Annotated in this window: 8 protein-coding genes and 2 pseudogenes; 6 read left to right on the top strand and 4 right to left on the bottom strand. The window is 64.1% G+C overall.

All coding sequences use genetic code 11. The annotated features are described in order from the left end of the window. The 3 genes and pseudogenes from ACK4TH_RS10870 to ACK4TH_RS10860 all read left to right on the top strand — a co-directional run. Positions 1-132: pseudogene (locus ACK4TH_RS10870) on the top strand (pantoate--beta-alanine ligase); the annotation flags it as partial. A 71-nt stretch (positions 133-203) separates the two neighbouring features. Next, positions 204-786, top strand: a pseudogene (locus ACK4TH_RS10865) (transposase); the annotation flags it as partial. Between the two features lie 134 nt (positions 787-920). Then, a complete protein-coding gene (locus ACK4TH_RS10860; protein ID WP_409626300.1) occupies positions 921-1,901 on the top strand; it encodes a zinc-binding dehydrogenase in 981 nt (326 codons plus the stop codon). 156 nt (positions 1,902-2,057) lie between these two features. Here the strand turns inward: ACK4TH_RS10860 and ACK4TH_RS10855 are convergent, their stop codons facing one another. From ACK4TH_RS10855 to ACK4TH_RS10845, 3 genes are read right to left on the bottom strand one after another with little or no spacing between them, the layout of a single operon-like run. Then, positions 2,058-3,356 carry a sigma-54-dependent transcriptional regulator gene (locus ACK4TH_RS10855; protein WP_409626297.1) on the bottom strand — a complete coding sequence of 433 codons (1,299 nt, stop codon included), beginning with the start codon at positions 3,354-3,356 and terminating at the stop codon, positions 2,058-2,060. Further along, positions 3,353-4,738 (bottom strand): sensor histidine kinase, encoded by a 1,386-nt coding sequence (locus tag ACK4TH_RS10850; RefSeq protein WP_409626294.1) that lies wholly within the window; start codon positions 4,736-4,738, stop codon positions 3,353-3,355. The genes ACK4TH_RS10855 and ACK4TH_RS10850 overlap by 4 nt, the downstream gene beginning before the upstream one ends. Before the next feature lie 47 nt (positions 4,739-4,785). After that, complete coding sequence (locus ACK4TH_RS10845) at positions 4,786-5,703, bottom strand: PhnD/SsuA/transferrin family substrate-binding protein (protein WP_409626291.1); 918 nt, start codon at positions 5,701-5,703, stop codon at positions 4,786-4,788. A gap of 184 nt (positions 5,704-5,887) precedes the next feature. On the opposite strand from ACK4TH_RS10845, the gene ACK4TH_RS10840 reads away from it, so the two are divergent. The 3 genes from ACK4TH_RS10840 to ACK4TH_RS10830 all read left to right on the top strand — a co-directional run bounded on the left by ACK4TH_RS10840 (position 5,888) and on the right by ACK4TH_RS10830 (position 9,663). Next, positions 5,888-6,412, top strand: a complete 525-nt coding sequence (locus tag ACK4TH_RS10840) for an arsenate reductase (azurin) small subunit (protein ID WP_409626288.1) — start codon at positions 5,888-5,890, stop codon at positions 6,410-6,412. 13 nt (positions 6,413-6,425) lie between these two features. Next, positions 6,426-8,915 (top strand): arsenate reductase (azurin) large subunit, encoded by a 2,490-nt coding sequence (locus ACK4TH_RS10835; RefSeq protein WP_409626285.1) that lies wholly within the window; start codon positions 6,426-6,428, stop codon positions 8,913-8,915. 88 nt (positions 8,916-9,003) lie between these two features. Further along, complete coding sequence (locus ACK4TH_RS10830; RefSeq protein WP_409626282.1) at positions 9,004-9,663, top strand: nitroreductase family protein; 660 nt, start codon at positions 9,004-9,006, stop codon at positions 9,661-9,663. A 53-nt stretch (positions 9,664-9,716) separates the two neighbouring features. On the opposite strand, the gene argC is transcribed toward ACK4TH_RS10830, so the two are convergent. Continuing rightward, positions 9,717-10,637 (bottom strand): N-acetyl-gamma-glutamyl-phosphate reductase, encoded by a 921-nt coding sequence (gene argC / locus ACK4TH_RS10825; RefSeq protein WP_409626279.1) that lies wholly within the window; start codon positions 10,635-10,637, stop codon positions 9,717-9,719. Between the last annotated feature and the right edge of the window lie 280 nt (positions 10,638-10,917).

The raw sequence follows: 10,917 nt of genomic DNA, 5'->3' as shown, positions 1-10,917 counted from the left end.
GACTACCTGACCGTACGCCGGCGCGAGGATCTGCTGCCCCCCACGGTGGCGGACCTGCAACCCGGCCGCCTGGTGGCACTCGGCGCGGCCCGGCTCGGCCGCACCCGCCTGATCGACAACTGGGAGTTTTAAAGAAGGTCTGCAAAACCCACCTCTGACTGATCACCACAGAGCCTGTGAGGTGCAGCGCTGAGGGAGTGAAGATGAAGCAAGCCAGTCTCGGGGCAGGGTTTGAGCTGAGAATGAAGACCACGCGCAAGCGCCGAGTTCCTGCGCCAGATGGATCGGGTGGTTCCGCGGCGGGAACTGCAGGCGCTGATTGCACCGCACATGTCAGGCAGCCCAGGTCCGAAGGGCGGCCCGCCCCCGTACCCGGTGTCGATGCTCTTGCGCATCCACTTTTTGCAGCAGTGGTGTGCGCTGCGGACCCGGCGGCCGAAGAAGCGCCATACGACGCGTGGCGGCCTTTGCCGAATTCATGGGCCTGGACCTGGGGGTGGACAAGCGCGACGAAATCCAGCAGCGTCACCCCAAGGTGAACTGGCCCGTGGCGATGCGCCCGGGAAAGCGCAGGCAGCTGGACACCGCCCAGCCGCTACAGGCGATCCTCCACCAGATCGAGACCGTCAAGGCGCGCATTTGCACGTGGGCTGAGCACATCTTCGGGGTTCTCGAGTGGGTCTTCCGATACACCAAAGTCCGCCACTGGGGCCGAAGAAGAACGCGGCACAGATCACCACGCTCCTGGTGTTGGCCAATCTGTGGATGGCGCGCAGCTACCTTATGCCGCCCTCGACGCGGGCCAAGCAACCCCCGAAACCTTGCCGAGCCGATATTCGAACCCCTCATGTCAAACCCAAGCCCCGCCACAGCGTCAGCGGCGGGGGATGATCGACCTTCCCCAACTTTCCCGAACCCTCATGAAAGCGCTGACCTTCAATCCGGTAACCGACACTTTCTCGATCCGGGATTTACCAATTCCCGTGCCCGGCCCCGGCGATGTGTGCGTCAAGGTTGCGGCCTGCGGGCTCAACCCGGTGGATGCGAAGATCAAGCGCTGGAAAACGATGGCGCCCGACATGGACGCCGACTGGACACCCGGACTCGATGTCTCGGGCGAGATTGTGAAGGTCGGCGCCAGGGTCGCAAACTGGAAAGTCGGTGACAGGGTCCTCTACCACGGGAACATGCTCCGCCCGCATGGTGGTCTGGCCGAATATGCCATTCACAAGGCGGAAACCTTGATCCCACACCCCCCGGTTTCCTCTGCACTCGCGGCAGCCACTCCATGCGCAGCGTGGACAGCCTGGCGAGCCCTCCATCACAAGCTGCGGCTCGAGCCAGGCCATTCCATTCTCATAACCGGTGGTTCCGGTGGGGTGGGAGGTTTCGCCATCCAGCTAGCAAGAGATCTTGGAGCCGAACCAATCATCACAACCTGCTCGGCGAAGAACCATGCCTACGTCCTCTCTCTGGGAGCAACGCACGCCATTGATTACCGGACCGAGAACGTTGTGGCGCGGGTGCGCGAAATCACTGGTGGCAAGGGGGTTGATCGGGCACTGGACACCGTCGGGCCGGACGAGGACCTTCTGGTTGCCGAAGCCCTGGGCTTCGAAGGCGAGATGGTGGAAATAGTTGATGTCGTCCGTCCAGAGAAATACCGCGAAGTCTTCCTGCGTGGGCTGAGCTTCCACCAACTCTCACTGGGAGCGGGTCACCGTGCGGGAATGGAGGCCGAGGCCCGAATGGTGCGGGCGGGTACTGCCTGCTCGGAGATGCTGGCCGAGGGTCGCCTGACCGTGCCCGTCTTGCGGATGATCCCCCTGGAGGAAGCCGGTGCCCGATTGGTTGAAATCCTCCAGGGCCGAAGTGTCGGCAAGACGGTTGTGGTTTTTTGAACCCAAGTACAGCCCCGGCTGAGGGTGTCCGGCATCCGATTTGCCGGTGCTGGACCTCGGACGGCATGATGCCGTTGCACCATCGCCGCCCCCTGTCCTGTTCTTGTTGAATCGCCCGCGCCAGCCCGAGAGCAACGCGCTGCGGAAGACGCCGGGCTATGTGCTCAAGCCCAGCCGTCGCATCTTCTCCCACAAGGTTTTGCGGCTGATGCCGAGCATCTCGGCCGTGCGCCCGACGCTGCCTTGCGCCATTTGCAGCGCGCGACGAATGTGCTGGCGCTCGGTGTCTTCGAGCACGCGCTGCAGCGGCTGCAACAACGCCCCTTCAGCCATCCCTACAACATCGGGCGGCCCCTCGTGGGCGGGAGTGTCCAGCCAGCCCGTCTCGCTCAGCGCCACCGCTTGTTCAAGCATGGCCCGCAACTCACGCGCATTGCCGCGCCAGGGGCGTGTCATGAGCGTGCACAGAAAATCATCCGACATCGCCAGCGTGCGCTGCTGTTCAATGGCCATCTGCGCCAACATGCGCTGGGCAAGCCAGCGCACATCCTCAGGACGTTCGCGCAGGGCAGGCAAGTCGACGCGGATCACCGCAATACGGTAGAACAGGTCTTCACGGAAACGCCCATCGGCCATGGCGGCGAGCAAATCCCGGTTGGTCGCAGAGACGAGCCGAAAGTCGCTCGAGGTGGGCTTTTCCGAGCCGAGGCGGAAAAAACTGCGCTCCTGCAAGGCGCGCAGCAGCTTGGCCTGCATAGACAGGGGCAACTCACCGACTTCATCGAGAAACAGTGTGCCGCCGCTGGCCCGCTCCAGATAGCCGCGATGCACACGCGCCGCACCCGTGAATGCGCCTTTTTCGTAGCCGAAAAATTCGGCTTCGAGCATGGTTTCAGGGATGGCGGCACAGTTGACAGCGACGAAATCACCGCGCCCGGCCACATCGTGCACAAGCCGCGCCGCCACTTCTTTGCCAACACCAGACTCGCCCGTAAGCATAATGGGCGCCTTCTGCGGCGCCACTTTGCGCAGCAGCGATTCGATACGCCGCATCGCCGATGAGATGCCCAGCACGACTCCGTCATCGGCGTCGCCCGATGCGGTGGCATTGCGCACCGACATCACGAGTCGCTCGATATCGAATGGCTTGGTCAAGTACTCGCGCGCACCAGCGCGCATGGCCACCACCGCATCATCGACGCTGCCGTAGCCTGTCAGAAAAAACCAAGGCAGCCGCCGCACTGGCGCTGGCTGCGCCCTAAACCAGGTCGAGGCCATCCCATCGGGCAGCCGCACGTCGCTGACCACCGCCGCCCAACGCCGCGGGGCATCGAGTAGTGCGGCCGCCTCACCCAGTCGTCGGCACCAGTGCAGCGTGTAGCCTTCGATCTCAAAGCGTTGCACGAGGGACTCGCCCATGATGGGGTCATCCTCGATCAACAGCAGTTCGCTCATGTCATCTCCCGATTGGGCAGCCAGAATACGAGCCGTGTACCTGCACGCTCGGCGGGGTCGAGCTCGAAACCGCCCCCGTACAACAGGGCAAGCTCACGGCATACCCACAACCCAAAACCGCGCGGATCGTCGCCGCCCTCGGCTTCGAGCACCTGTGCCAGCGCCTCGGCACTGAGGGCAGCACCGGTGTTGGTGACGCAAAAGCTCACGCGCTCGGCGTCGGCTGCCAGCCGCGCTTGCACGCACCCACCGCTGCCGGCGGCTTTGATGGCATTGAGCAGCATATTGAGCATGGCCTGGCGCATCGGTGCCGACGGCACACGCGGCAAAACCGACAAATCGTCGCGTGCACTCAACTCGACTCCGGCGCGCGCCGCAGCCGGACTGGCCAGCAGCAACACATCATCGAGGTCACTGGCGGCAAGCGCCCGATCTTCGATGCGCGCTTGCGGCAAAAGCGCGGCTACCGTGGCGCGAATCTGCTGCAAGCCGCGCGCGAGCAGGTCCAAGGTGCGCGAGCGAATCCCCGCGTCCTCGCCGTGCAGGCGCAGCGTTTGTACCGCATTGAGCAAGCCACCCAGCGGATTGTTGATTTCGTGTGCGATCGCCCCCGTGAGCCGGCCGACGGCAGCCAACCGCTCAGCCGACAGAGCACGCCGCGCCGCGCGTTCGCGCGCTGCGTTGGCTGCAATCAGATGATCGACGGCAGCGGCAATGCGCGCCAGTTCGGGGTCGGTACTCGTCGGCAGTGCGCGGCGCGGCACCGAATCCACGCCTTGCGTCAGATCTTCGATCACGCGCGCAATCTGCCCCACCGGGCGGGCCATGCGCACGCCCAGTTGCCAGCCAATGGGCGCCAACAACAGCACGGCCAGGAGGCCACCCAGCGCAGCGGGCGCCGCCAATCGCTGCCAGGCGGGCGCAAAAACAGGCGCATCTACTTCGATATAGGTATAGCCAAGCAGCTGGCCGTCGATGCTGCGAATCGGATCGACCAGCGCGACGCCGCCGTCCTGCCGAGTCCAGCTCGCACGCTGGGACAGATCGATCGCGCCCGAGAGGCCAAGGCCGTCTGAGCCGGCCCCCAGCATGTGCAGACCGATCGGCTGCACTCTTGGATCAGATGCAGCAAACACATGTCCATTGGCATCGAGCACTGCAGCGCGTGCGTGTCCGGAACTGCCCCCCGGCAACAGCGCAACGGTGTCGCCCAGCAAGCGAAATGTTCGGTAGACATCCTCGGTGGCCAGCAGTGGCATCGATTGCGCATCGATCAATGCTGCAGCGCGCTCGAGCCGTGCCATCGTCTCGTCGCGTGCGCTGCTCGCCGTCAGCGGCGCCGCCAATAAAACCGTCAGCCATGCGGTCAGCAGCACTGCCATGGCCAACCCCAGGGGAATCTGTTGGCGGTAGCGCAATCGCGGCCACATCAGTGCACTCCTGCTGCGCGGCGGCGAAGCGCGACGGGGTGCGGCGTGGCAGACACCGTCCGCGGCGGTGCCCCCAAACCGCTGCCGGGCACGGTGGCAGCCAGCACACCAATGGATCGGTACAAATCTGCGGTGGGCTGCGCGAAGGCATCGAGGTTGAGCGCCGCCAGCAGAGCGCGGCCCTCATCATCGCGCGTCATCGACAACAACCGCGCTTGCAAACGCCGCAATCCCAAAGACAGCGGGCCCGCTCGAGCCACCATCGGCGGAAACCCATACTGCGGTGAGCGCCAGACGACTTCCGTCTTGCGCGCAGCAGGGATACCGAGCTTGTGCATGGTGTCCCAGACATACCCGTCGATCGCTCCCGCGTCGGCCAGGCCGACGGCCACCGCTTCGCACACATGGCGGTGACCGTGGGTGTAGAAACTGCGGCGCAGGGCATCAGGAGGCACGCCTGCCTCGTGCAGGGCATGCTGGGCCACGAGCCAGCTTGAATTGGACAGCGGGTCCGACATCGCCAAAACCCGCCCGCGCAAATCCCCCCAACCCCGTATGCTGGCCTCGCCTTGCGCGCGAATCAGATAGGCGCGATACAGCGGCACCCCCTGATAGATAGGCACTGCGAGCAACTGCAGTTGGGCGGCATGCTGCACATACGGATAGCCGCAAATCCAAGCTGCGTCGATGGCTCCGCCCAACAGCAGGTCCATCACAGGCCGATACTCGTCGCGCACGACGAAGCGCACTGGCAGTTGCGCATGCCGCTGCAGATCGCGCGCCCAACGAGCCAAGAACGCCGATTGGTCGGCCAAGATGACGGCCGTCACGCCAATACGCAGGGCCGAGCCGTCGGCCCAGGCCGGTAAGGCATGGCCCAACAGCGCGGCACAGCATGCTCGACGCAAGGCGTTCATCGTCTTTTCCTCTACAGGGCAACCGTACGTTACAAAATCGTAACACGGCCCCACAGACCACGTTACGATTTCCAGACACCTGCAGACGGGAGGGGAAGACAAGTCCTTGATTACAAAGCTGTTTCATTCTGGCACGCCGTTTGCTGGATCAGCTGTGTTTTTTCCACCCAAGCAAGGAGACCTCATGGAAGAACTCAAACTGAGCCGGCGTATTTTTCTGAAGGCCAGCGGCGGCAGTGCCGCTGCGGCTGCCGGGACGCTGCTCGCTGCTGGTACTGCACAAGCCCAGACTGCCGGTGCAACGACCGGCACAACGTTGAACTACCCCAAGGCAGCGGTGGGCAAGGCGGGCAGCATGCCTGTCAACCAAGTCGTCAACTTTTCTTATCCTGACAGCAGCTCACCATGCGTTGCACTGCGCATGGGGTCTCCCGTGCCGGGTGGCGTGGGCCCGAACAAGGATATCGTCGCCTACAGCTCGCTGTGCACCCACATGGGCTGCCCGGTGACTTATGACGGCGGCACCAAAACCTTCAAGTGTGGCTGCCATTTTTCGATTTTCGACCCCGAAAACGGAGGGCAGATGGTCTGCGGCCAGGCCACAGAAGACCTGCCTCGCGTCTTGCTGGAATACGACGCCGCCACCGACACTGTGACCGCCGTCGGCATCGATGGCCTGATCTACGGCCGCCAAGCCAACGTGCTGTAAGGAGGATCGACGCATGAGCACCCAAATCAAAGACCGTATTGCCCTGCCCCCTGTCGACGCGCAGAAAACCAACATGACGTGTCACTTCTGCATCGTCGGATGCGGCTATCACGTTTATAAGTGGGACGCCAACCGTGAAGGCGGGCGGGCACCCGACCAAAATGCGCTCGGCATCGACTTCCGCCAGCAAGTGCCGCCACTGCAGCTGACAATGACCAAGGCGATGACCAACACGATCACCGACAAGTCCGGCAAGCGCTGGAACATCATGATCGTCCCGGATAAGGAGTGCGTGGTCAACAGTGGCTTGTCTTCGACGCGCGGCGGCAAAATGGCCACGTACATGTACACGCACGACAGCCCGACGCGCGAGCGGCTTAAGAGCCCGCGCATCTTCCGCGGTGACCAATGGCTGGACACGAGTTGGGAAAATGCTTTGGCCATCTACGCTGGGCTGACGAAAAAGATTCTCGACAACGATGGCCCGAGTGGCATCTTCTTCGATTGCTTCGACCACGGCGGTGCTGGCGGCGGCTTCGAAAACACCTGGGGCACCGGCAAGCTGATGTTCTCGGCAATCCAAACGCCGATGGTGCGCATCCACAACCGCCCGGCCTATAACAGCGAGTGCCACGCCACGCGCGAGATGGGCATTGGCGAGCTGAACAACAGCTACGAGGATGCACAGCTGGCCGACTGCATCGTCTGCGTCGGCGCCAACCCGTACGAGACGCAAAGCAACTACTTCCTGAACCATTGGTTGCCGAACCTGACCGGCGCCACGGTGGACAAGAAGAAGAAGTGGTTCCCAGCCGAAGCAGCCAGCGCAGCAGCAGCCAAGATCATCATCGTCGATCCGCGGCGTTCTGCAACCGTAGCAATCGCAGAACAGGTTGCCGGTAAGGAAAACGTCCTGCACTTGGCGATCGAGCCTGGCTCCGACACGGCACTGTTCAACACATTGTTCACTTACGTTGTGCAGCAGGGCTGGCACGACAAGGACTTCATCGCCAAGCACACCAAGGGCTTCGAAGAAGCGGTGAAGACCAATCGCATGTCGCTCGAGGAAGGGGCTAAGGCCACGGGCCTGACGGTCGCGCAAATCAAGCAGGCCGCCGAGTGGGCATATGCGCCCAAGGCCGGTGGGCACCGCAAACGCACCTTCCATCCCTACGAGAAGGGCATCATCTGGGGCAACGACAACTACGTGATCCAAAGCGCACTTGTCAGTCTGGTGCTCGCTACCCACAACGTCGGTCGCCGCGGCACCGGCGTGTGCCGGATGGGCGGGCACCAAGAAGGCTACGTGCGGCCGCCCTACCCAGGTGACCGCAAGATTTACATCGACCAGGAGGTGATCGCTGGCCGCGGTTTGATGTACACGCTCTGGGGCACCAACCCGTTCCAGACGACGGTCAATGCCGAGCAGCACCGGCTGACCCTGCGCCGCCGCGCGGCCATCGTCAACGAAGCCATCTCGCGCGCCAAAGGTGCAAGCCCCGAGCAACTGGTCGATGTGATCTATAACGCCTGCAAATACCAGGGCGGCATGTTCATCGCGGCGATGAACCTCTACCCGACGGTCATCTCGGAAGAGGTGCACCTGATGTTCCCGGCTGCGCATCCGGGCGAAATGAACCTGACCTCGATGAACGGTGAGCGCCGCCTGCGCCTGTCCGAGAAGTTCATGGACCCGCCGGGTACAGCCAAGCCCGATTGCCTGATCGCCGCAGACATCGCCAATACCCTCAAGGCCATGTATCTGAAGGAAGGCAACGCGGCCATGGCCAAGCGCTTCGAAGGTTTCGACTGGAAAACCGAAGAAGACGCCTTCAACGATGGCTTCCGCCGTGCCGGGCGCCCCGGTGCCCCGGAGATGGACAGCCAGGGCGGCAACACCGGCTACCTGGCCACCTACGATCTTCTGCGCAAAGCCGGCAACAACGGTGTACAACTGCCCATCAAGGAAGTCAAGAACGGCAAGCTCATTGGCACCGAGATGCTGTACGCCGACTACAAGTTCGACACGCCCGACGGCAAGGCGCACTTCAAGCCGGCCGTCTACACTGGGCTGCCGCCAATGGTCGCCGAGCAAAAGGCCAAGCACAAGTTCTGGATCAACAGCGGCCGCGCCAACGAAGTGTGGCAGACCGCCTACCACGACCAGTACAACAGCTTTGTCCGCGACCGCTATCCGATGGCCTACATCGAGATGCATCCTGGCGATGCCCAAGCGCTGGGCATCAAGCCGGGCGACATCGTCGAGGTCTTCAACGACTTCGGCAGCACCTACGCAATGGCCTACCCGATGAAGTCGCAAAAACCCGGACACACCTTTATGCTTTTTGGTTATATCAAAGGCGTGCACGGCGACGTCGTCACCTCGTGGGTTGACCGCAATGTCGTGCCCTATTACAAGGGGACCTGGGCCAGTATCAAGCGTGTGGGGACCGTCGACGACTGGAAGCAAACCATCAGCTTCAAGGAGCGGCGCTACGCTTGACCGATCCACAGGCCTCGCTAGCAACGGCATGCGGGGCACCTGTCAAGGGGCGCCCAGTGCGCCCCTTTTTTTATCGATTTTCCAGCCGATGGACCGTATTGCCTTGTTACATACCACCATCCCCCCCTCGAACACCGATGACAGCCCTGCTGAACCCTGGCCGCTGGTGCGCACCTTGATTCATGGGCGGCACCACGTCTCACCGCGGCGCTTGGTGGCACCAGGCCCGGACCGGGCCATGCTGTTGGAACTGCTGGGCCTGGCCGCCGCAGCGCCCGATCATGGCCGCCTGACGCCCTGGCGCTTCATCCTCGTGCCGGACGATCAACGTGCCCGCTTGGGCGAAGCGTTTGCCATGGCCTTGCTGGACCGTGATCCCAGCGCGACCCCAGAACAGCTGCAAGCTGCGCGCGACAAAGCCGCGCGCGCCCCGGTGTTGTTGATAGCTGTCGCACGGCTCGGCTCTGCCGAACCCAACATCCCCAGTGCTGAGCGGCTGGTGTCGTTGGGCGCAGCCCTGCAAAACGTGTTGCTGGGCGCGCGCGCCTTGGGCTACGGCACCGGACTGACCAGCGGCCAAGCCATGCGATCCCCCCGGCTGGCCGCCTTGTGCGGTCTGCAAGAGGGCGAGCAGGCCGTGTGTTGCATTAGCATCGGCACCGTAAGCTCGTTCAAGGATCGGTCTTTGCCACGGCCGCAGCCGCAAGACCTGCTGAGCGTGCTCGGCGGCGAAACGGCAACGGCTTGAAGCCACCCCCGCCGCGCAGCGCCTCGGCCAGGCTCTCGGTGCTGTGCAGCGCCTCAGACGCCCAGCATCAGCCGCAGATTCTGCACTGCAGCGCCGCTGGCGCCCTTGCCCAGGTTGTCCAATCGGGCCACGAGCAGGGCGTGGCGGCGTGCGTCGTTGCCATACACCCGCAGCTCCAGCCGGTCGCTGCCGGCCAGGGCGGTCGCGTCCAGCTTGCCATCGGCGGTCGGCGGCTCGACCGACACCCAAGCGCTGCCCGCGTAGTGGGCCGCCAGCGCGTCGTGCAGATCGGCGGGGCGCACCTGGCCCGGCAGCGCATCCAGATGCAACGGCAGTTGCACCAGCATGCCCTGCGCAAAGTGGCCCACGGACGGCACGAACAGCGGGCGGCGCTGCAGGCCAGTGTAGGCCATGATCTCCGGCAGGTGCTTGTGCTCCAGCCCCAGGGCATACAGCTCGAAGGCGGGGGCGCGGCCGGATTCGTACGCCTCGATCATGGCGCGCCCGCCCCCGGTGTAGCCGCTGACGCTGGGCAGGCACAAGGGGTGGTCGGGCGGAATGAGGCCGGCATCGACCAGCGGGCGAATCAGCGCGATGGCCCCCGTGGCGTAGCAGCCGGGGTTGGCCACGCGGTCCGCCACGCGGATGGCTTCGGCCTGCCCCGGTGCCAGCTCGGCAAAGCCATACACCCAGCCCGGGGCCACCCGGTGTGCGGTGGAGGCGTCGATGATGCGCGGCGCGCGCCCCGTCTCGGCCCGCACGGCGTCGATCATGGCCACGGACTCGCGCGCAGCCTCGTCGTGCAGGCAGAGGATGACCAGATCCGCCTGCGCCATGCGCTCGCGCTTGGCCTGCGGATCCTTGCGGCGCTCGGGGTCGATCGACAGCAGCGTCACGCCGGCCAGCCCCTGCAGCCGCTCGCGGATCTGCAGGCCGGTCGTGCCGGCTTCCCCGTCGATGAAAACATTGGCCATCGCGATACTCCACAGGGGTTATCCCCATTGACAAGGTCGACATCCAGTCCGACGGGTTGGTGCGGCCTGTCAGCTTCGCACAAGGTGTGTGCGATGCACCATGATACAGTCCGCGCTGTCCCGCGCTGGCCCGCCAGCCGTGGCGCCCCACGCAGGGGCGCTGCGCACTCGTGCACGCGGCGGCGCGAGCGGTCTGGCCGACCCCTCGCCTGCTGCCGGGCGGACCTCCCGTCAGACGCCACTTCAGACAGGAACCACATGAAGATTCACGAGTACCAAG

This window comes from Tepidimonas sp. (assembly GCF_046292505.1).
Taxonomy (GTDB): domain Bacteria; phylum Pseudomonadota; class Gammaproteobacteria; order Burkholderiales; family Burkholderiaceae_C; genus Tepidimonas.
The sequence above is the reverse complement of the archived record's forward strand: the minus strand, read 5'-3'. Positions and strand labels throughout refer to the sequence as shown.

Bases quoted from the DNA above. Each gene is read 5' to 3' on its own strand.
- argC (WP_409626279.1), bottom strand. From the start codon at position 10,637: ATGGCCAATGTTTTCATCGACGGGGAAGCCGGCACGACCGGCCTGCAG.
- ACK4TH_RS10845 (WP_409626291.1), bottom strand. From the start codon at position 5,703: ATGAACGCCTTGCGTCGAGCATGCTGTGCCGCGCTGTTGGGCCATGCC.
- ACK4TH_RS10855 (WP_409626297.1), bottom strand. From the start codon at position 3,356: ATGAGCGAACTGCTGTTGATCGAGGATGACCCCATCATGGGCGAGTCC.
- ACK4TH_RS10850 (WP_409626294.1), bottom strand. From the start codon at position 4,738: ATGGCAGTGCTGCTGACCGCATGGCTGACGGTTTTATTGGCGGCGCCG.
- ACK4TH_RS10860 (WP_409626300.1), top strand. From the start codon at position 921: ATGAAAGCGCTGACCTTCAATCCGGTAACCGACACTTTCTCGATCCGG.
- ACK4TH_RS10840 (WP_409626288.1), top strand. From the start codon at position 5,888: ATGGAAGAACTCAAACTGAGCCGGCGTATTTTTCTGAAGGCCAGCGGC.
- ACK4TH_RS10835 (WP_409626285.1), top strand. From the start codon at position 6,426: ATGAGCACCCAAATCAAAGACCGTATTGCCCTGCCCCCTGTCGACGCG.
- ACK4TH_RS10830 (WP_409626282.1), top strand. From the start codon at position 9,004: ATGGACCGTATTGCCTTGTTACATACCACCATCCCCCCCTCGAACACC.